Genomic DNA, 20,882 nt, shown 5'->3' with positions numbered 1-20,882 from the left:
GTCACTGCCCGGGCACCTTCCAGTCGAAGCGGGCCTTGAGGGCGGCTCCGTGCGCGGGCAGGTCCTCCGCCTCCGCGAGCGTCACCACGTGGTGGGTGACCTCGGCGAGCGCGTCCCGCGTGTAGTCCACGATGTGGATTCCGCGCAGGAACGACTGCACCGACAGACCGGAGGAGTGGCAGGCGCACCCGCCGGTCGGCAGGACGTGGTTGGATCCGGCCGCGTAGTCCCCCAGCGAGACGGGGGCCCACGGGCCGACGAAGACCGCGCCCGCGTTGCGGACCCGGGCGGCGAGGGCGGCGGCGTCGGCGGTCTGGATCTCCAGGTGCTCGGCGCCGTAGGCGTTGACGACCTTGAGGCCGTCCTCGATGTCGGAGACGAGCACGATCGCGGACTGGCGGCCGGCGAGCGCGGGCCTGATCCGGTCCTCGACGTGCTTGGCCGCGGCGACCTGCGGCGCCAGCTCCCGCTCGACGGCGGCGGCCAGCTCCTCGGAGTCGGTGACCAGCACGGCCGCGGCCAGCGGGTCGTGCTCGGCCTGGCTGATCAGGTCGGCGGCGACGTGGACGGGGTCGGCCGTGTCGTCCGCGAGGACCGCGATCTCCGTCGGGCCGGCCTCCGCGTCGATGCCGATCCGTCCGGTGAAGTAGCGCTTGGCGGCGGCGACCCAGATGTTGCCGGGGCCGGTGACCATGTTGGCGGGCGGGCAGGACTCGGTGCCGTACGCGAACATCGCGACGGCGGTGGCGCCGCCGGCCGCGTACACCTCGTCGACGCCGAGCAGCGCACAGGCCGCGAGGATCGTCGGGTGCGGGAGCCCGCCGAACTCCTTCTGGCCCGGCGAGGCCAGTGCGATGGACTCGACACCCGCCTCCTGCGCCGGTACCACGTTCATGATCACGGAGGAGGGGTAGACCGACCGGCCGCCGGGTGCGTACAGACCGACGCGGTCGACCGGCACCCACTTCTCGGTGACGGTGCCGCCCGGGACGACCTGGGTGGTGTGCTCGCCGCGGCGCTGGGCACGGTGCACGATCCTGGCCCTGCGGATGGACTCCTCGAGGGCGGCCCTGACCTCGGGGTCGAGCCGGTCGAGCGCCCTGGCCAGGGCGGCGGCGGGCACCCGCACCTGGTCCAGCTTGACGCCGTCGAATCTCTCCGCGTACTCGATCAGCGCCGCGTCGCCGCGATGATGCACGTCCTCGCAGATGGGCCGCACCTTCTCCAGGGCGGCTTCCACGTCGAACTCGGCACGGGGCAGCAGGTCGCGCAGGGCGCCACCCTCGGGGAGGGCGTCGCCGCGCAGATCGATTCGAGCCAGAAGATTAGATCGGAGCACGGAACCAATTCTCTCAGACCGGATCCCACGCTTGTTTCCCGTATCAGTGGCTGATACGGGACCCAGGAGTTGACCATCACCACTAGCGTTCAGGCCGTCACTCAGCGGGAAGAACAGCTGTACGAGCCAACGAAGCGGAGGGGCGGCAGTGACCGAGCCGCTGGACGACGGGCCTCCGGACGGGCTGAGCCCGACCGAGCTGCAGATGTGGAACGCCTTCAGAAACGGAAGCACGCACGACCTCAGCGACACCGATCCCCTGCTGAATGATCCCTTCTCACCTCTGACCTGGGGCCCCGAGCGCAGTGTCCGCGCCTCCATCGTGGCGCGGCTGCTGCTGAACGCGCCGGCCGCCCGGCCGGGCCGGGTCACCGCGCTCAAGCTGCGCGGGGTGCTGATCACCGGCACCCTCAAGCTGGCCGGCGGCAGCATCGCCCCGTACGTGGAGCTGCACGGCTGCCGCTTCGAGAACGAGCTGCTGATGCCGGAGGCGCACTTCACCACCGTGCGCATGATCGGCTGCGCCATACCGCGGATCGAGGGGGCCCGGATGCGCACGGAAGGCGATCTGCATCTGCCGCGCTGCCGCGTCGACCACGGCATCCGGCTCACTGACGCCCAGATCGGCACGGACCTGCTGATCAACCAGATCCATGTGCGGCCGGACCGCCGGGGCCGGGCCATCACCGCCGACGGCCTGTCGGTCGCCCAGGATCTGCAGGCCGAACTGATCGAGACCTACGGCGAGTTCAGCCTCCGCGGGGCGAAGGTCGGCGTGTCCCTGAGCCTGCGGGGCAGCCGGCTGCGGGCCGCGGCGGAGCGCCGCGCGCTGAACGCGCCCCAGCTGAGCGTGGAGCGCACGCTCTACATGACGGGCGCCTGGGTGAGTGTGGCCACCGGCAACCCCGGCGCCACTCCCCCGTTCGGGACCACCGCGTCGTACGGCACGCCGGCACACGGCACACGGCTCCAGCCCTTCGAGTGCCACGGCGGTGTCCGCCTCGACGACGGACGCTTCGGCGACGCCGTCGACCTCCAGCGGGCGCGGTTCGTGCTCAGCCCGCGCGAGGAGCTCTCGCTGCGCCGGATCTCCACTCCCGAACTGCGGTTCAACGCGGAGCGTCCCGAAGAGGGACGGGTGGTGCTCAACGGCGCCAAGGTCGTGACGCTGATCGACCTGGCGGCGAGCTGGCCCGGCCCGGGCGGCCTCGCGATGGGCGGCTTCGTCTACGAGAATCTGGTGCCGTACGAGGAGTTCCCGCTGTCGCGGCGGCTGGAGTGGGTGGCCTCCGCGACACCGGAGTACTCCCCCGAGCCGTACGAGCGGCTCGCGACCGTGCTGCGCAACAGCGGGGAGGACGAGGACGCCCGGGAGGTGCTGCTGGCCAAGAACCGCCGCCGCCGGGAGACGCTGCCCCTCGCCGGGAAGCTGTGGGGATACCTCCAGGACTGGACGGTGGCGTACGGCTACCGGCCCGGCCGGGCGGCGCTGTGGATGGCGGTGCTGTGGGCGGCCGGCGCGATCGCGTTCGCCCAGGTCGCACCACCGCCCATCAAGCCCGGCGAGCATCCGGAGTGGAATCCGGCCCTGTACGCCCTCGATCTGCTGGTGCCGGTGATCAATCTCGGCCAGGACGGCCACTGGCGGTTACCGGGCGGATGGCAGTGGGCCGCTGCCGTCCTGGTGCTGCTGGGATGGATCCTCGCGACCACGGTGGCGGCAGGGGCGACACGGTTGCTGCGTCGCGGCTGAGGCGCTTTTTACCGTCTCTTGACGTGGACGGGGACAACCATCCGGTTGCCACCAAAGCTTCACAGGCGCCCTCTGGCGCGGCGCTCACCTGCGGCTTTTCAATGGTCCGCACCATGTCACTGCTTCGCGCCCTGATCCGTACCGCGCGCACGATCCGTCATGCGCCACGGCTCGCCGACGGCCTCACTCCCGCAGGGGCCGTACTGCTCGACGCCCCCGACGACAGGCTCGCCCCGGTGCTGGTCGCCGCCGCCGCCGGAGAGTACGAACCGGCCGCGAAGCTGCTGCTGACCACACGGGAATCGGCCGAATGGGAGAACCGCGACCGGTACGTCGTGCGGCTCGCGGCCTTCGCACGCAACCGGGACGAATGGCTCGGCAGCTGGCTCGCCGCCTCCCCCCGCGACGCGGACGCCCTCGTCGTCAAGGCCGAGCTCGCGGTCCGCGCGGCCTGGGAGTCGCCCGCCCGCGCCGAAGTGCTGCGAGAGCTGGCCCCGCTGATCAACGCTGCGGCCGAGGCCGAGCCGGGCGACCCCGTGCCCTGGCGGATCGCGCTCGACCACGCACGCGGCACCCACGCCGCGCACACGGTGTTCGAGTCGCTGTGGGAGCAGGCGGTGCGCCGCTCGTCGCACCACTACGGGTGCCATGTGGCGGCACTGAAGTACCTTTCCGCCCAGTGGTACGGCTCGCACCGCGAGTCCTTCGACTTCGCGGAGAAGGCCGCGGAGGACGCCCTGCCCGGCTCACTGGTACAGGCGCTGCCGCTGCGGGCGGCGTGCGCCCAGTTGCTCGGTGGGTCGGCCCGGACGTCCGTGCAGGACGACCGGATCGACGCGGCGGCGGACCTCGGGCTCATGCTGTCCCGCGAGTACGCTTCCGGCGACCCGTGGCCCGCCGAGGTACGGAACCTGCTCGCGTACGTGCTGATGGCGCGGGGGCGCTGGGAGGAGGCGCTGACGCAGTTCCGGCTGATCGGCCCGTACGCGACGTCCTTCCCGTGGTCGTGGGTCACCGATGATCCGCTGGACCGGTTCCTCAGGACACGGGACGGCGCACGGGCGGAGGTCGCGGCGGCGACGCGGCTTCCTCCACGGCCGGCGCGGGCGCCGCACCGGGCGCGGCGGCCGGACCACGGGGGGAGAGGACCGGCCACGGCGACGGGGCGGTAGGCGGGGTGCACCGCCGGGCGCGGTCGGACGCCCCTGCCGGCGCCGGGCGCGGGGTGAGCGAACGGCCCGGCCGTCCGGCCATTACCCTTGACCGCTGTGACCACCGCTCGCCTGCCGCTCTTCCCGCTGAACTCGGTTCTGTTCCCCGGCCTCGTGCTGCCGCTGAACGTTTTCGAGGAGCGTTATCGCGCCATGATGCGCGAGCTGCTGAAGACGGACGAGGAAGAACCGCGGCGCTTCGCCGTGGTCGCCATCCGGGACGGGCGCGAGGTCGCACCCGCCGCGCCCGGCATGCCCGACCAGACGGCCGTCATGGAACGCGGCCCCTCCGCCGGCTTCGGTCCCGACCCGGCCCAGGCCTTCCACCGGGTGGGCTGCATCGCCGACGCGGCGACCATCCGTGAGCGCGGCGACGGCAGCTTCGAGGTGCTCGCCACCGGCACGACCCGCGTCAAGCTGCTGTCCGTCGACGCGAGCGGCCCGTTCCTGACGGCGGAGCTGGAAGAACTCCCCGAGGAACAGGGCGACGGCGCGAGGACTTTGGCGGAAGGCGTGCTGCGGGCCTTCCGCGGCTACCAGAAGCGGCTGGCGGGAGCGCGGGAACGGTCCCTGTCGACGGGCGCGGACCTGCCCGACGACCCGTCGGTCGTCTCCTACCTCGTCGCCGCGGCCGCGGTGCTCGACACCCCCGCCAAGCAGCGCCTGCTCCAGGCTCCGGACACGGCGACGCGGCTGCGCGAGGAGCTGACGCTGCTGCGGGCGGAGACGGCCGTGCTGCGACATCTGCCGTCGCTGCCGGCCGTGGACCTGACATGGCGGCCGACGAGCCCCAACTGACGCGAGGAGCTCCTGCCTTGGCGAAGAACGCGACGAAGAAGGCGAAGAAGCAGCCGGGCGGAACGCCCGCGACGGTCGCCCTGACGGCGGCGGGGACGGCGTTCACCCTGCACGCCTACGACCACGACCCGTCGTCCCCCTCCTACGGTGAGGAGGCCGCGGAGGCACTCGGTGTCTCCCCCGACCGGGTCTTCAAGACCCTCGTCGCTGACGTCGACGGCGCTCTGACGGTCGCGGTCGTCCCCGTCGCGGGCCAGCTCGATCTCAAGGCCCTGGCGGCGGCGGTCGGCGGCAAGCGGGCGGCGATGGCCGACCCCGCGGCGGCGGAGCGGACCACCGGCTACGTCCGCGGCGGCATCTCCCCGCTGGGGCAGCGCAAGCGGCTGCCGACGGTCGTCGACGTGTCGGCGTCGGGGCACGAGACGGTGTGCGTGTCGGCGGGGCGCCGCGGCCTGGAGGTCGAGCTGTCCCCCGCGGACCTGGTCTCCCTGACGTCGGCGACACTCTCCCCCATCGCCCGCGGGTAGCCTCGAACGCCGGCGGGGCTTTGAAGGAGCCCGTCCGGCGGTTGAGGACACCGCGCGAAGCGCGGTACGGGTCCGGGCGGAGCCCGGTACGGGAAGGGCGCGGGCAGGGGACAAGCACCGCGCAGCCAACACGCAGCCCACCGCCGGACCCACACCGCGCCCGCCCATGCGGGGAAACGTCACTGCGTCGGCGGCGCCTCCGGCCAGTCGGAGTCCGGCTCCGGGTCCCGGGGCCCGAACAGCGCCGTCAGCCCCAGATGCACCAGCATCGCCGTCACCGGCCACGCCAGCAGCACCCCCTTCGCCCGCAGCTCCAGATACGCGTAGAAGGTGACCCCCTCGCCGACCTCCCGCGCGTGCGCCACCACATCCCGTGGCGGGCCGAACCACACACCGATGCCCCAGCCCAGCAGAGAGGCGAGCAGCCCGCCGACCGCCAGGGCGACGACCAGCGCGATACCGCCGTTCCTGCGGAAGAGGAAGACCGCCGCCGCGCTCAGCGCGCCGAGACCGACCGCCAGCAGCAGGAACGTGCTGTCCGCCCCGATCGCCTCCTCGCCCTCCGTGTCCTTGAGGAAGACGCCCTCCGCGGTGGAGACCAGCGGCACCCGCGGCGCCAGCCACAGCCACAGCAGACCGAGGGCCACGCCCGCGAGCGTCACGGCCACCAGGACCAGCGCGGAGTCCCTCAGGTCCCTGCGGAGTTCCGCGGCCGCCGCGGCCTCGTCCTCCGCGGTCCGTCGCGCGTACATCGAGGACGGCCCCAGGCCGGCGGGCGGCGCCTGCCAGGGGTTGTTCTGCGAGGAGGGCTCGTGGGGCTGGTGCGGCGGCGTCAGAGGTGCGGTCACCCCGCCATCGTGCCAGGCCCGCCCCGGCGGCGCCTCATCGGACCGCAGCCCGCCGGTAGGCCCACGTCGCGACCGCCAGCGAGACGACCCCGACCACCGCGCAGACCGCGAGATCGAAGCCGACGGCGGCCCAGTCGGGGTGCGCGTCGAAGGTCCGGGCCATGGCCTCGACCCCGTAGGTGGACGGCAGCAGATCACGGAGGTACGGGACGGGCCCGGGCAGCCGGTCGGCGGGCAGGACACCGAGAAGCAGCGCCGCCGACATGCCCAGCTGCCCCAGCAGCGTGGCCAGCTCCTGGCGCGGTGCCAGCAGCCCCAGGGCCGCGCCGAGACCGGCGAGGGCCGCACCGGACAGCGGGATCACCGCGGCCAGCACCCACAGATGCGTGAGCGGCAGCTGGAAGAGCATGCTGCCCGCGACCGCCGTCACCACCGTGCCCGGCACGGTGAAGGAGGCGTACGCGGCCGCCGCGCCGAGAACCACGGCGGCGGGTGGCACGGGGAGCGTCGCGTAGTGGTCGAGGCCGCCGCCGGCGCGCAGCTGCCCGAAGTACTGGGCGAGCAGGTTGAGCGCGACGAACGCGACGACGAGCACGCTCGCTCCCGCGACGACCGCGCGCGCCTCCGTTCCGCCGTCGACGACGCCCCGCATCAGCACCATGATCCCGACGGACTGGAAGGTCGCCACGAACAGCAGCGGGATACGGGCGACCCGCGCCCGCGACAGCTGCGCCCGGTACACGGCGGCCAGCGCCGGCAGCAGCCGCGCCCGGGGGGCGAGCTCCGCGGGCGTTTCCTCCGCCGCCACCGCCGATCGCGCGGCCACCGCCCGGGCGGATCCCGCGGACACGATGCTCACGCCTTGACCAGCCCCTTCGTCGTGTTCCCTCCGAGTGCCAAGTACACGTCCTCCAGGCTCGGCGTGGCCAGTGTGAAGTCGTCGAGCGCCGCGAAGGCCGCTCCGCCGGTCACCGCGGCGACGGCCGCCCGCGCCTCCTCCGGCCCGAGTCTGAGGACCCAGCGCCGCCCGGACTCCTGCGCGAAGCCGCGGAGCGCGGCGACCTCGGGTACGTCGAGCGGGGCGCGGTCGCGCCACACCAGCTCGACGCGCACCTCGCCGGCGACGCTCTCCTTCAGCCCGGACGGGCTGTCGCAGGCGATGACCCGGCCGCGCTCGAGGACGGCGACCCGGTCGAGGACGGTCTCCGCCTCGATGACGTTGTGGGTGACGAGCAGCACGGTCGCGCCGTGGTCGGCACGGCGCCGGTCGACGGCGGCCCAGACGGCGCGCCGTGCGACGGGGTCCATCCCGGTGGTGGGCTCGTCGAGCACCAGCACGGACCGCTTCCCCACGAGGGTCGCGGCGAAGCAGGCGAGCCGTCGCTGGCCGCCGGACAGCTTCTTGAGGGGGCGGCCCGCGAGGCCGGTGAGGCCCAGCTCCTCGAGGACGGCGTCCCGCGCGGCGCGCGCGTCACGTGCGGTCAGTCCTCGCAGCCGCCCGGTGGTCTCCGCGGCGAGCGCGACGGTCAGCTCGTCGAGCGCGGTGGACTCCTGACCGAGGTAGCCGACGAGCCGGGCGGCGCGCTCCGGGTGGCGTACGAGGTCGTGGCCGAGGACGCGGACGCTGCCCGAGTCGGGGCGCATCAGCCCGGTGAGCTGCCGGACCAGGGTCGACTTGCCCGCCCCGTTGGGTCCGAGCAGGCCGAAGATCTCGCCACGCCGCACGTCGAGGCTGATCCCGTCGGTGGCACGCACCTCGGGTGTCCCGGGCGTGCCCCTCCTGCCGCGCGCGGCGGGGTACGTCTTGACCAGGTCCCGCACCACGCACACCGTACTCACGAGGTACGAGCATAGTGGCCGTCCAAGCCGGCCCCCGCACGGCCACCCGGTCCATGGAGTCCAGCTCATAGGGACCTGGGCCGCCGCTTCCCACGCAGTACATGAGACACGTGTGAGACGGCAGTGGGATTCCGCCGCGTGGAGACGGCCCTGCCAGGGTTTCCGGACCACCGTCGGACGGGCGCACAGGTCGATCGGACGACCGGCGCGACTGCTGCCGCTCCGGATCGGTCAGAGGACGGCGCGCCAGCCTCCGCGAGCAAGCCGTGTCTCCCCGTCCGGGGTGATCAGGACATGGGCGCCTCGTAGCGGGAGTTCGCCGTGCTGGAGCCAGTACGACCGGATGCGGTCGAGGACGTCCCACAGTCCTTGCGGGCCGCTCTGGTGCACGAGCGGCGGCTGCCCTCCGTGGCTGGTGGCCCGGGCCCATGAGCCGTCCGGGTGCGCGAGCCACGTCGTGCACTCGTCAGCGTCGGCCTCGTACCCGTAGACGGTGCCGGGGGCGTCGATGTCGAGCATCGAGGCCACATCCCACGCCTCCTGGATGTCCAGGACCGGGTACTCGCCCTGCGTGACCGCCCCACCCGCACCGTTCCGGGCGGCCTCGAGCAGCCCGGCCGGGAGCGTGTCGGCGTAGTCGTCGCCTGCTCGGGCCTGCATGAAACCGGCACGGTCCCACTCGACCTGCCCCACCGCGGAGCCGTCGTCCTGCTTCTCGGCGGTGACGATGAGCGTCGTGCCGCTGAGGGTGGTGACCAGACGGCCGCCGGGCACCAGGGCCTCGAGCCAGCCGGCGGGCACGGGACGTACTCCGACGGTGGCCACGATGCGGTCGTACATGCCGGGCAGGGGGCCGGTCGCGTCGAGGGCCTCGAGCCTCGGTCGAAGGCCGATCTCGTCCAGGCGGTACGCGGCAGCGTCCACGAGGTAGGGGTCGACGTCCATGCTCGTGACGGATTCTTCGCCCAGGCGCAGCGTGGCCAGGGCGGTTCCGTAGCCGGAGCCGGTCCCGACGTCGAGGAGGTGATTCCCGTCGGCGATGCGGGCGTGCTGGAACATGCGCACGATCAGGCTCGGCAGGGTCGCGGACGATGTGGGGCTGCCCTGCGGTTGGTCGCCGCGGGCGGCCAGCTCTGCGTGGAGAGGGCCGACGCGGGTGATGACCGACCGGTCGGCGTAGGCCGCGGCGGCCCACCGGTCGTGGTCGGTGGGCCCGTCGTGGAGCTGCCAGCCGTCGTCGGCGCGCTGCCACCAGCGGGGCACGAACCTGTGACGCGGCACGGCGGCGACCAGCGGTCGCCAGCGGGACGCGGCATGTGTGACGCCGTCGGCCAGGGCAGCGGCGTGAGGCTTCCAGTGCACGTGTCCTCCTCAAGTACTTGGGGTTGCAGGCGGGGGTCCTGGCCGGATTGCAGTCGCTCGAGTCGTCCGGCGTGCAGGCGGCGCCTGCGTCGGGGATCCGCGAACGGGCCTGGACGAACTGCTCGCTGCGGACGATGTCGGCCAGGCATTTGTGGCGGACGTTCCCGGTCGGCAGGAAGCGGGACAGGACGCAGCCGTACACGTCGCCGTCCGGGGAGACGGCGAGACGGTTGTGGAAGCAGCGGCCGCACAGTTCGCTCACGTTCGGGATGGTGTCGGAGCCGGCGGCCGCGCGTCCGACCCCGCGGGCGCGGTCGATGCGGATGTCCGTGATGCCGAGCGAGCGGAGTTCCGCTTCGGCCTGGTCGACGCGCTGCCCGTCGTCGACGTGGACGATGCCGACGCGCAGGCGGATGCCGCGCCCAAGGGCCTCCACGATGTTGCGGCGGGTCCTGGCGTGGCTGCCGCGGCCACGGGTGATCCGGTCGTGCTCCTACGGCCGGTCGCTGTAGTAGCTGGTGGCCAGCCGCACGCCGTACTGCTCGAACGCCGCCCACATCGCGGGCCGGACGTGGGTCAGGTTGGAGTCGACGACCCGCTGCCAGTCGGCGAGGGTCATCGCTCCGTGGGAGACCTTCGGCCCGGACAGGGTGCAGCAGTGCGAGCACTCGAGCCGGCAGTTGCCGGTGAGTTCGCATTCGACCGAGAGGATCCCTGCGGCCGCGGCCTCGAGCGGCGCGGGACGGACGGCTGTGGTCATGGGTGTTGAGCTCCTTTCAGATGGGTTGGTGAGGTGAAGAAGCCCGCCCCGGTCACAGTCCTGGGGGGACTGGACCGGGGGGCCGACGGTCCCGCTGCGGACACGGTCCTGACCGGAACCGGTCCGAGCGGGGAGCTCGCCCCGGCCGGGGTTTCCGGTCCACCGGCCGGGGCGAGCGTCTGGGGGTGCGACCCTTGACCCGATTCGGTCGCCATGGGTGTGGAGCAGTGACTCAGTGAGCCGGCGGGTTGAGCGTCTCGTAGTGGTCGCAGAGCGACTGGACGGACATCGCGAGCTTCCGGGCCCGGCGGTAGGCGGCGTCGGGGCCGAAGCCGGGCGTGGTGTTCAGCCGGCGCCACGCCTCGTCCGCCCCGACCTCCGCGATCTGGGCGGTGACGTCACCGGCCGGCTGCGAGCGGACCAGGGCCCGCAGCTCCGGGACCATGAGCCGCACGTGGCCGCGCAGGGCCTCGGTGATGTCGTCGAGATCCTCGAGCGGGGACGATTCGGTCACGCCGTACGCGTACAGACGGCGCACCGTCTCGCGCATCGTGGCGATGTCAACCGGCCGTGGATCCCGGCCGGTTGTCGCGGCGGGTGTCTGTGGCGTTGTACGTTGCTGCATGTCGACGCTCCTCGTAAGCGTTGGCCATGCCCCGGGACCGTTCGAGCGGTCGCCGGGGTACTGCCGTATCCGGCCTCCTTGCCGGTGGCTGATGACATGCTGCGCCCATGGGAAGGCCCCGACTATCACGGCATGTTGATAGTCGGGGCCAGAGATTGGCAGTCAGTCAGACTCCCAGCCAGGAACCGTACGAGAGGAAGCTGTCGGGCAGTTGGCGCTTCGCCGCCTCCAGCCCTGCGTACGTTTCGCGGACAGTCTGGTGGTACCTCGCCTGCTGGGGTGCCGCCTTGCGAGCGCGCAGCAGATTCGCGAACGCCGTATCCAGCTGGCCCGTCCACATCTGCGCGCGAGCGACCTCCGCGTAGTGGTGGGATCGCCTGGACGCGGGCCAGTCCTTGGGGATGGTCAGCCCGTGACCTGCCCTGGCGGCGTCGTCGTACTGATCGAGCTCTGCCAGCACGCTGACCCTGTGGACCTTGACATTGGTCGGCCCGAAGGCGAGCCAGTGCACGTCAACCGCTTCGCCGGTGACGCCTGCGAACCTCTCCGCCTCTGCGAGGTGGCCCTCGGCGCGGGCCTTGTCCTGCGCACGGCCGGACATCACCGCGGCGCCCAGGTGCAGCTGCCCGGTGAGGACGTCCCGCCGACGGCCGCCGTCCGCCTGCTCGAGGATGTTCAGCCCCATGCGGATGAGACGGTCCCCCGTCCGGTACTGCCCGGCGCGCAGATACGTGAGCGCCCGCATATAGCGATACATGCCTCCGACCACCGCGTCCGACCCGCGCTGCGCCGCCCACTCCATTCGGGACAGGGCGATCGTGGCGAGGTCGGAGAAGCCGAGCTTGGAGGCAACGTCGTAGGCCGTCCGGTACGTGCTGGCCAGGAGCAACCATCCCTCGGTGGTGCCCGCGGTGTGGGCCGCCGTGGTCGCCTCAACGATCAGAGCCGGAAGCTGGCCGGCGGTCTGCTTGATCTCTCCGGCTCGTACGGCGACCAGCATTGCTTCGGCGTCGTCGTGGAGCAGCCGGTACGGACGCGGCTTCACGTCGGGATCCGACCCGAGGTCGTAGACGTCCAGGGACTCGCGGATGGGCTGTATCAGAACATCCAGTTCGTCAGCGCGCAGCTCGGTCACGTACGGCTGGCCGGTGATCGTGGCGACCTCGACTCGCAGCGCCCGGGCCAACTTGGCGATCAGGTGCGGACTGGCCGGGATGACGCCCTGTTCCGTCTTCGTGAGCGTGCTGTACGGGACCTGCGACAGGTCGGCGAGAGCACGCTGCGTGAGATGCCGCTCAAGGCGCAACCTCTTGATGCGCGCGCCGGTGCGGTCATGTGGCAGAGCATGCATACGGACTCCGTTCTGACTCGACACCAGAACCGTACCGCCGCCCGCAGGACCGGTACACGCAGATGACCCCGCCGCACGAGCGGTGGGACCATCTGCATGTGGGTGGGCGCACGCCGAATGTTCCCTCCCGACGTGAACGGGAGTTCGGACTCCTCTCGACAGGCCGACGAAGTTCAGATCACGACCTTTTTGGGCTCATGGTCAGTACCGCCGTGTCGTTTCCGGCCATGAGACGCGTCATGTTCGACACAAACGCGATCGCCCCAGCGGCTTCGACACCTCGTGCTCATGGAACCTCAAAGCGGGCCGTATCGACGGCGAGCAGCTCGAGATCCTGTACACCCACATCACGATCGACGACCTCGTGGCCATCTGCACCTCCGGCGGTGGGTCCCGGGACTCGAGGGCATCCCGTCCACGAGAAGGGCGACGTCGCGGGCAGTCATGTCGACCCGACGCTCCACGGGCTGATCAGTTGAGGTCGAGTCGTTCACGACACCCCCTACAGGGCGAGGCCGCGAAGCCGGACGCGGCGCTCGAGGGCGCTCGTCCTCGCTGCGAGCCTGGCCGTCTCCTTCTCTGCTGCGGACAGTCGCCGCTCGGTGTGGTCGGACCGCTCCACGAGCACGTCGAGCTTGCGTGCAGCTTGGTGAACCCCGCGCATGCGCTCCGAGGCTACGGAGTCCGTCCGCCCCGGATGCCCTCGGGCCCCGGGTGCTCGCTCGTCGGGCCGTGCTCGGCGGCGGTCCGTACGTCGATCTCGCGCCAGAATCCCGCCCGGATCGCGTACCGGTCGTGCTCGTCGATCTGGTCGTCCTTGTGCGCGAGGAGACCGAAACGGGCGGCGTAGCGGAGCAGTTCGCCGTCGATGCGGTGCGGGATGCGCGGGTACAGGGTGGACAGTTTCTGGACATGTCCGTTCTCCGGCAGCCGCTCCATCCAGCGCCGCGCGAAGACCTGGCCGACCTCGAACGGGTCGCCGCCGACGGTGGTGATGTCCTCCTCGCGGTCGGCCCAGCGCTGTTCGGCGCTGGTGAGCTGGGCCAGGGTCGGCAGGGACGCGGTCTCCGGCGGCTCACCGACCGTTCCGCCGCCGGGCCGCTCGATCCACCCCTTGTCGGAGGACCAGCGCAGGGTGGCGTTCGACGGGTGGGCCGCGGTGGGCGCGGTGGGCGGGGCGGGCTGCTGGCCGGGGGCGCGCAGTCCGGCGAGGTCCTTGGGGGTGGGCACGCCCTTGGCGGGGGCGGGCGCGGGCTCCGTGCCGTTGTCCGTGGGGGTGGCCGTGCGGGCGCCGTTGCGCAGGGCGTCCTCGGCGCGCTCGGCGGCCGCGGCGAGGGCGGACTCCGGCAGGGGCGCCGACAGGATGGCCGCGATCTCGGGCCGGGGCACCGGCGGAGGCGGGCAGACGCCGGCGAGTTCCTTGGCCCGTACGGCGCGGGTGATCCACACCCGGTCGAGCACCCGGCGCTCGTCGGCCTCCGCGACGAGGTCCTCGGACTGGTTGTAGTCGCCGTCCGCGGCCTGCACGGCCCACAGGTGCACGGCGACGCCGTGCTCCTTGGCCGACATCAGTCCGGGCAGCAGATCACCGTCGCCGGTCACCAGCACCACGTCGGAGCAGGCACGGTTCCTGGCCAGTTCGGTGAGTTCCGCGTGCATCGCCGCGTCGACGCCCTTCTGCGCCCAGCGGCCGTCGCTGCGGGTCAGAGCACCGAGCCGGACGGTCACCCGGGGCATCACGCGCAGCCGCCGGTGCTCGGGCTGGGGCACGCGGTCGGGAGCGCCGTCGAACCAGTAGATACGGAGCAGGGGCCGCTCGGTGTCGGCTTCCGCGAGTTCGCGCAGGCCCTGGATGAGGGCGGCGTGGTCGACGGTGATCCGCGATCGGGCGGGTTCGCCGGCGAGCAGGCTGGCGGCAGCGCCCAGCAGATAGCCGGCGTCCACCAGGACGACGCAGCGGTCCACGCGTACCACCCTCTTTCGCGAGCTCAACGGTGCTTCGGATCGGGGATTGTTCCGGCTTTCCTTCGAGTCTGCCCGACCCCGGGAGGGTTAACGGCCGGAACTCGATCATCGGCGTGGCGGATCGCGCCCCCGCCCCCGGTATCGAGGGGTGATTACGGTCCGCGATGATCCAAAATGCGCTGGATATATGCTTATGTGAGTCTGGTCGCGGCCCACCTCAGGGCAGGCCCTCGACCCCACAGGAGGCATCCCATGGCCAAGAACAAGAAGCAGGAACGCAGTCAGAACAAGTCATCTGCCGCGGAGCGCGGCACCGAGCAGGCCCGCAGCTCCTCGATGGAAGCGCAGGCCGAGCAGCGTTCGCAGTCGGTCACTCCGTCCGACGTGGCCCACAAGGGCCGTCAGAAGCGCTTCGGCCACAACTGACCGGACTGCCTTGACGCATGACGCGTAACGCCAGAAGGGGCGCTCCCGTGACGACGGGAGCGCCCCTTCTGCGGGCGGGACGGTACGCGGTCCGCGCCGAAAGCTATGGGGATCACAGGGCGCCCCGCCAAGCTACTTTGAGTGATACCTCAAGGTCACCGTTTCGCGCGTCCGGGAGCCGCTTCGGAGATAGGGTGGAGCCTTCCCCTCGATCTACCCCGGAGGTGCTGCCCGGTGGCCGACAGCTTTGTTCACCTGCACAATCACACCGAATACTCGATGCTCGACGGCGCTCAGCGCCTCAAGCCGATGTTCGCGGAGGTCGAGCGCCAGGGCATGCCTGCCATCGCCATGAGCGACCACGGCAACATGTTCGGCGCCTACGAGTTCCAGCAGGTGGCCAAGGGCTTCGGGAGCGTCAAGCCGATCATCGGGATCGAGGCGTACGTCGCTCCGTCCTCGCGCCGGAATCGGAAGCAGGAGTTCTGGGGCCCCGGCGGGCAGCGGGCCATGTCCGACGATGGCGAAGGCTCGAAGGACGTCTCCGGCGGCGGCCGGTTCACGCACATGACGATGTGGGCACAGAACGTCGAGGGACTGCGGAACCTGTTCTATCTGTCGACCGAGGCGAGCTACACGGGTCAGTTCCCGGCCGGCAAGCCACGTATGGACATGGAGCTGATTTCCGAGCACTCCCGCGGGATCATCGCCACGACCGGCTGTCCGTCCGGCGCCATTCAGACGCGGCTGCGTCTGAACCAGTACGACGAGGCCCGGGAGGTCGCGTCCGCCTATCAGGACATCTTCGGGAAGGAGAACTACTTCCTGGAACTGATGGACCACGGCCTGAGCATCGAGCGGGACGTACGCGACGGGCTGCTGCGGCTGGCCAAGGATCTCAGCATCCCGCTGCTGGCCACGAATGACGCCCACTACGTGCTGGAAGAGCACGCCGACGCGCACGACAACCTGCTGTGCATCGGAGTCGGCAAGAACAAGGACGACCCGGGCCGCTTCAGGTTCCAGGGCAGCGGCTACTACCTCAAGACCGCGGAGCAGATGCGGGAGCTGTTCCGTGAGCTGCCGGAGGCCTGCGACAACACCCTATTGATCGCCGAGCGCATCGAGTCCTATGACGAGGTCTTCGATGAGGTCGACGAGATGCCGCAGTTCCCGGACGTGCCCGAGGGTGAGACCCAGGAGTCCTGGCTTCGGCGTGAGGTCATCAAGGGCCTGGAGATGCGCTACGGCTCCCCCATCCCGGACCCGGTGATGGAGCGGTTCGAGACCGAGATGAAGGTCATCGGTCCGATGGGCTTCTCCTCGTACTTCCTCGTCGTCGCTGACATTTGTAAGTACGCCCGCGACAACAAGATCCCGGTCGGGCCGGGCCGTGGGTCGGCGACCGGTTCCATCGTCGCCTACGCCACTCGCATCACGGAGCTGTGCCCGCTGGAGCACGGTCTGCTGTTCGAGCGGTTCCTCAACCCTGAGCGCATCAACCCGCCAGATGTCGACCTTGACTTCGACGACCGCAAGCGCGACCAGATGGTCCGCTACGTCACGGAGAAGTACGGCGATGAGTACACCGCCATGGTGAACACATTCGGCAAGCTCAAGGCCAAGAACGCGATCAAGGACACCTCGCGGCTCCTCGGCTACCCCTTCGCGCATGGCGAGCGCATCACCAAGGCCCTGCCGCCGGACGTGATGGGCAAGTCCATCCCGATCAGCGGCATCTTCGACCCCGAGCATCCTCGCTACGGGGAGGCCGGAGAGATCCGGGCCCTGTACGAGAACGAGCCGGACGTGCGGAAGGTCGTCGACGGCGCGCGGGGCGTCGAGGGCCTGATCCGCAACACTGGCGTGCACGCCGCCGCGGTCATCCTGTCCAAGACCAAACTCACCGACCGCATCCCGCTGCACATGCGGGCCCGCGACGGCGTCAAGATCACCGGCTTCGACTACCCGTCCTGTGAGGCCATGGGCCTGGTCAAGATGGACTTCCTGGGTCTGCGGAACCTGGGCGTCATCGACCAGGCCATCCAGAACGCGCGGGAGAACCGCGGCGTCGACCTGTCGACCGAGACGATCCCGCTCGACGACGCGAAGACCTACCAGCTCCTCGCCCGCGGCGACACCTTCGGTGTCTTCCAGCTCGACGGCGCCGGCATGCGCACCCTGCTCAAGCAGATGGAACCGAGCCGGTTCGAGGACATCGCGGCCGCACTCGCCCTGTACCGGCCCGGCCCGATGGCGGCGAACGCGCACACCAACTACGCGCATCGCAAGACGGGCCGCCAGGAGATCGCCCCGATCCACCCGGAGCTTCAAGATGCTCTGGAACCGATCCTGGGCAACACGTTCCATCTGCTGATCTACCAAGAGCAAATCATGGCCATCGCCCGGCAGCTTGCTGGGTACACCCTTGGCGGCGCCGACCTGCTGCGCCGCGCGATGGGTAAGAAAAAGCCCGAGGTGCTGGCCGCCGAGTGGGAGAAGTTCCACGGCGGCATGAGGGACAACGGATACTCCGAGGAGTCCATCAAGGCCTTGTGGGACGTGATGCTCCCGTTCTCGGGCTACGCGTTCAACAAGTCCCACACGGCCGGCTACGGCCTCGTCTCGTTCTGGACGGCCTACCTCAAGGCCAATTACCCGGCCGAGTACATGGCCGCGCTGCTGACCTCAGTCGGAGACGACAAGGACAAGGCCGCCATCTACCTTGCCGACGCCCGCAAGCAGGGTGTCACAGTGCTCCAGCCGGACGTGAACGAGTCCGTCGCAGAGTTCACCGCCGTCGGCGAAGACGTGCGATTCGGCCTACAGTCCGTGCGCAATGTCGGCGAAGGTGTCATCGAGTCCATCGTCCAGACCCGCAAGTCCAAGGGGAAGTTCACGTCCTTCGCCGACTTCCTCGACAAGGCGGAGATCGGTGCACTGAATAAGAGGGCCGTGGAGTCCCTGGTCAAGGCGGGCGCGTTCGACTCCCTCGGTCACAGCCGCAAGGGTCTCTCGGCCGCTCACGAGCCGGCGATCGACGCGATCATTCCGGTGAAGAAGGCCGAAGCCTACGGCCAGGACGACCTGTTCGCCGGACTGGGCGGCGACGCCGAAGACGACACCCCGGCTTTCGGCCTCGATTTCCCCATCGGCGAAGACGAGTGGCCGCGCAAGCAACTCCTCGCCACCGAGCGCGAGATGCTGGGTCTGTACGTCTCAGCTCACCCGCTCGACGGCACGGAGCACATCCTCACCCGCAACCGCGACACCACCATCACGGACATCCTGGTCTCCGGGCAGGAAGGCCCTGCCAAGATCGCGGGCCTGATCACCAACGTCGACCGGAAGGTGACCAAGCAAGGCAACGCCTGGGCAGCGATTACGCTCGCCGACCGAGATGCGTCGATCGAGGTGTGCTTCTTCCCCGCCACCTACCAGCTCGTGGGGCACGCGCTCATCCCGGACTCAGTTGTCTCCGTCAGCGGCCGTGTCCAGGACCGGGACGGCACGATGAACATCATCGGCAGCGAGGTGCAGGAGCTGGACGTATCGTCCGCTGAGCACGGCGGGAGGCCCCCCGTTCAGCTGCATCTGCGCTCCCACAAGATCAACGAGCCGACCGTGAAGGAGCTCAAGCGCATTCTCAGCGCGCACAAGGGCGAGAGCCCCGTTCGGCTGCGGGTACAGACCCCCGACAAGACCGTGGTGTACGAGCTGGGTTTCCTCGTCGACCCCGCGTCCGTCGCCTCCGACGTCAAGGGGACCTTCGGTGCGGATGCCTGGATCGGTGTGGTGTGAGCAGCCAGGAGGAGCACGGCCTCCGGCTCGCAGCAGGTCGACACAGCTTGACACCGAGTGCGAACACTCGCGCGCGGCACATGTAGACGGCAGCGCGCCGACGGGGCAGCCCGTCGGCGCGCCTCGCGAGTCTGGTCACTCCTCACCAGTGATGCACGCGAGAGCCTGGCTAATCGCCGAGATCTGGTCACTGGGGAAGTGCAGCAGTGCGTCCTCAGCAAGATCCGTTGTGCCCGTCTCGTGGACGAGGGGGACGTTCATGCGCCAGCTCGCCGCCTTCCAGCGCTGCTCGATGAACTCGGTGAGCGCGGGCACGCGCGCCAGCATGTCGACGAGCCGTATGGCGTCGGTACGCGGCATCTTCAGCAGCGCCCAGCCGTAGTGGTAGGCGATGAAGTCATCACCACGATACGGGCCCGTGATGCCTTTCTGGTCGCGCACCGCAATGGTCGCTTGGCCGACGTTCTGACAGCACGCGGTGGTCGCCAGTCCCATCTGCCACAAGCGTTCGATGAGAGGGACCATCGCGATGTCGATATCGACCTGCCGGCCGTCTGGCGCGGTGAGTGTCTTGTGCGGATGGACGGGTGGATCGTCGGTCAAGGGATTCCCTTCTCCGAGCGGGGTGAGGGCGGTCCGGGGGCTGCCGCAGAGGACGGCCCCCGAACCTGTGTGACGGCCCGTTAGAACGGGTTGTCGTTGCCGCAACCGAGCATCACGTCGGTGCCTGCGATCGCGTCCAGGTCCTCGACGACCTCGATCTCGTCGTCTGTGGCCTGCGTGTTGATCTCAACGGTGGCGCTCATGGCGTTGTCACCTCCTTCGGTGCGTGTTGGCAGTAGGACCCCAGAGGAGCGCCGGCCTGGCGGTAGCGCTGGGCGAGGGGCATACAGGTGCCGCACTGCTCGCTGAGCCGGCAGCCACTGCACCCTCCTTGCCTCAGCAGGGCCCTGTCGGCGATTCCTCCGAGCTGAGAGAGCCCGGCGAGTCCCTCCGTGAGAAGGGGGATCTGTTTGTCGCGGGCAACCTTGCAGATGCTGGCCATACCGAGCGGGTCCACATGCAGGGAGGTATGGCCGGCGTCGCAGCCGGTGAAGACACCGCGCCGGCTTCCTCGGGTGAGGGCCTGCGTGGACAGCGTCTCGCCGCTGCCGAAGTAGGTGGGCGTCATGTGGTCGTACTCACGGGTCCGGACACCGTAGGACTTCGCGAGGGCGTACATGGCGTCGATCTCGTGCTCGTTGTCGCGGGTCACGATGACGCTGAACTCGACGGGCAGGTCGACTTCGAGGGCGGCTTCGACGCCGCGACGGAAGGACTTCCAGGCACCACGGCGCTGAGTGAGCCGGTCGTAGCTCGCCTCCGTCGCGCCGTACAGGCTGAGGGTGAGCCGGTAGGGGCGGCGTTCTGTGAGAAGGCTCAGGATGAGCGGATTGTGCAGCCGGGAGCCGTTGGTGAGGACTTCGATCATCATGCCGAGCTCGTAGGCCAGGGAGTACACGGCGGGGAACTGGCGATCGATGGTGGGCTCGCCCCCAGTGATCTGAAGCCACAGAACGCCGGCGTCGCGCAGCAGGTGAAGAACTCTCTCGCGATCGGCCCACGCCATTCCGGCGTCTTCCTTCAGGCCGAGGTAGCAGTGGGGGCATTCCCAGTTACACGCCATGTTGACCTCGTAGGAGGCGCGCCCGTATTCGTACGGCGGTTCATCGCGTACGAGGAGCGCCGTGCCGGCGTTCTGGTCCTGGAGATCGAGACCCCACTGACGATGCACAGGCCCGCACAGCCACGCCGGGACTCGGGCGCCGTCTGCCGCGGCTTGGTGAAGCTCGATGTAGCGGTGCCCCGGCACCTTGAGGCCCTTGGAGTCGCCAGGGCATAAGACAAGGTAGTCGCCAAGGAACGGAGACACGATCAGCCGATGCACGTGATTCCCCTTCAAGTCGGAGTATGGGAAGGATGGGCGGCCCCAGGACGACTGGATGCCCGTAGCTCCTGCGGACCACTGGGACGCTCATCCGCGAGAGCCACGCGGATCGAAGGAAGGCCGGTCACGGCGAGACACCCAAGAGAACGGCAAGTGCTTCGTTCGGTGACAGGTCCGGCTGGACCCCGTTGAGGGCCATGGCCAGGTGATCGGGGCACACCCGTTTGCCGGTACTGAAACGGCGCAGCCAGTGCCGGCCCAGGGGGGACCCTCATGACTCATCGGAGGAAAGGGCATCCGCCAAGGCGCAGTCATACACTGCCCATAGGGATTGCCCCAACGCCGGCTGG

At 70.2% G+C, this 20,882-nt stretch carries 19 protein-coding genes and 1 pseudogene; 6 read left to right on the top strand and 14 right to left on the bottom strand.

Annotation, left to right across the window (positions count from 1 at the left end):
• Nucleotide 1 precedes the first annotated feature (1 nt).
• A complete protein-coding gene (hisD, locus tag AB0903_RS24385) occupies nt 2–1,339 on the bottom strand; it encodes a histidinol dehydrogenase (RefSeq protein WP_366706120.1) in 1,338 nt (445 codons plus the stop codon).
• 148 nt (nt 1,340–1,487) lie between these two features.
• Between hisD and AB0903_RS24380 the strand changes: the two genes are divergently transcribed.
• The 4 genes from AB0903_RS24380 (at nt 1,488) to ybaK (ending at nt 5,628) form a co-directional block, all read left to right on the top strand.
• Nucleotides 1,488–3,092, top strand: coding sequence for an oxidoreductase (locus AB0903_RS24380; protein ID WP_366706118.1), 1,605 nt, complete (start codon nt 1,488–1,490; stop codon nt 3,090–3,092).
• Between the two features lie 101 nt (nt 3,093–3,193).
• On the top strand, nt 3,194–4,264 hold the full coding sequence (locus AB0903_RS24375) for a hypothetical protein (RefSeq protein ID WP_366706116.1): 1,071 nt from the start codon (nt 3,194–3,196) through the stop codon (nt 4,262–4,264).
• Nucleotides 4,265–4,360: 96 nt separating this feature from the next.
• Nucleotides 4,361–5,101, top strand: a complete 741-nt coding sequence (locus tag AB0903_RS24370) for an LON peptidase substrate-binding domain-containing protein (RefSeq protein ID WP_366706114.1) — start codon at nt 4,361–4,363, stop codon at nt 5,099–5,101.
• A gap of 17 nt (nt 5,102–5,118) precedes the next feature.
• Nucleotides 5,119–5,628: a Cys-tRNA(Pro) deacylase gene (gene ybaK, locus AB0903_RS24365; RefSeq protein WP_366706112.1), complete on the top strand. Its 510-nt coding sequence runs from the start codon at nt 5,119–5,121 to the stop codon at nt 5,626–5,628.
• A 179-nt stretch (nt 5,629–5,807) separates the two neighbouring features.
• Here the strand turns inward: ybaK and AB0903_RS24360 are convergent, their stop codons facing one another.
• From AB0903_RS24360 to AB0903_RS24315, 10 genes and pseudogenes are all read right to left on the bottom strand, one after another.
• Nucleotides 5,808–6,476 (bottom strand): ABC transporter permease, encoded by a 669-nt coding sequence (locus AB0903_RS24360; protein ID WP_366706110.1) that lies wholly within the window; start codon nt 6,474–6,476, stop codon nt 5,808–5,810.
• Between the two features lie 34 nt (nt 6,477–6,510).
• Nucleotides 6,511–7,302, bottom strand: a complete 792-nt coding sequence (locus AB0903_RS24355) for an ABC transporter permease (protein ID WP_366706144.1) — start codon at nt 7,300–7,302, stop codon at nt 6,511–6,513.
• Between the two features lie 29 nt (nt 7,303–7,331).
• Nucleotides 7,332–8,306 (bottom strand): ABC transporter ATP-binding protein, encoded by a 975-nt coding sequence (locus AB0903_RS24350; protein WP_366706142.1) that lies wholly within the window; start codon nt 8,304–8,306, stop codon nt 7,332–7,334.
• A 240-nt stretch (nt 8,307–8,546) separates the two neighbouring features.
• Complete coding sequence (locus AB0903_RS24345) at nt 8,547–9,677, bottom strand: 50S ribosomal protein L11 methyltransferase (protein WP_366706108.1); 1,131 nt, start codon at nt 9,675–9,677, stop codon at nt 8,547–8,549.
• 85 nt (nt 9,678–9,762) lie between these two features.
• Nucleotides 9,763–9,939: pseudogene (locus tag AB0903_RS24340) on the bottom strand (SPASM domain-containing protein); the annotation flags it as partial.
• Between the two features lie 231 nt (nt 9,940–10,170).
• Nucleotides 10,171–10,437 (bottom strand): hypothetical protein, encoded by a 267-nt coding sequence (locus AB0903_RS24335; RefSeq protein WP_366706106.1) that lies wholly within the window; start codon nt 10,435–10,437, stop codon nt 10,171–10,173.
• Between the two features lie 232 nt (nt 10,438–10,669).
• Entirely contained in the window at nt 10,670–11,062 is a 393-nt protein-coding gene (locus AB0903_RS24330; RefSeq protein WP_366706104.1) for a DUF6415 family natural product biosynthesis protein, read from the bottom strand.
• A 166-nt stretch (nt 11,063–11,228) separates the two neighbouring features.
• Complete coding sequence (locus AB0903_RS24325; protein ID WP_366706102.1) at nt 11,229–12,413, bottom strand: helix-turn-helix transcriptional regulator; 1,185 nt, start codon at nt 12,411–12,413, stop codon at nt 11,229–11,231.
• Nucleotides 12,414–12,915: 502 nt separating this feature from the next.
• Nucleotides 12,916–13,077 (bottom strand): hypothetical protein, encoded by a 162-nt coding sequence (locus AB0903_RS24320; RefSeq protein WP_366706100.1) that lies wholly within the window; start codon nt 13,075–13,077, stop codon nt 12,916–12,918.
• A gap of 11 nt (nt 13,078–13,088) precedes the next feature.
• Nucleotides 13,089–14,387 carry an NYN domain-containing protein gene (locus tag AB0903_RS24315; RefSeq protein ID WP_366706140.1) on the bottom strand — a complete coding sequence of 433 codons (1,299 nt, stop codon included), beginning with the start codon at nt 14,385–14,387 and terminating at the stop codon, nt 13,089–13,091.
• A gap of 243 nt (nt 14,388–14,630) precedes the next feature.
• On the opposite strand from AB0903_RS24315, the gene AB0903_RS24310 reads away from it, so the two are divergent.
• Nucleotides 14,631–14,804 carry a hypothetical protein gene (locus AB0903_RS24310; protein WP_366706098.1) on the top strand — a complete coding sequence of 58 codons (174 nt, stop codon included), beginning with the start codon at nt 14,631–14,633 and terminating at the stop codon, nt 14,802–14,804.
• A gap of 234 nt (nt 14,805–15,038) precedes the next feature.
• Complete coding sequence (dnaE, locus tag AB0903_RS24305; protein ID WP_366706096.1) at nt 15,039–18,605, top strand: DNA polymerase III subunit alpha; 3,567 nt, start codon at nt 15,039–15,041, stop codon at nt 18,603–18,605.
• Between the two features lie 135 nt (nt 18,606–18,740).
• Here dnaE and AB0903_RS24300 read toward each other — a convergent pair whose 3' ends face one another.
• From AB0903_RS24300 to AB0903_RS24290, 3 genes are all read right to left on the bottom strand, one after another.
• Entirely contained in the window at nt 18,741–19,208 is a 468-nt protein-coding gene (locus AB0903_RS24300; protein ID WP_366706094.1) for a hypothetical protein, read from the bottom strand.
• 80 nt (nt 19,209–19,288) lie between these two features.
• Entirely contained in the window at nt 19,289–19,411 is a 123-nt protein-coding gene (locus tag AB0903_RS24295; protein ID WP_366706092.1) for a hypothetical protein, read from the bottom strand.
• Nucleotides 19,408–20,532: a radical SAM protein gene (locus tag AB0903_RS24290; RefSeq protein WP_366706090.1), complete on the bottom strand. Its 1,125-nt coding sequence runs from the start codon at nt 20,530–20,532 to the stop codon at nt 19,408–19,410. Before AB0903_RS24290 ends, AB0903_RS24295 begins: the two co-directional genes overlap by 4 nt.
• Nucleotides 20,533–20,882 lie beyond the last annotated feature (350 nt).

The sequence above is a fragment of the Streptomyces sp. NPDC048389 genome (assembly GCF_040706335.1).
Classification (GTDB): Bacteria; Actinomycetota; Actinomycetes; order Streptomycetales; family Streptomycetaceae; genus Streptomyces.
Note: the sequence above shows the minus strand (reverse complement) of the source record. Positions and strands in the feature narration are given on the sequence as shown.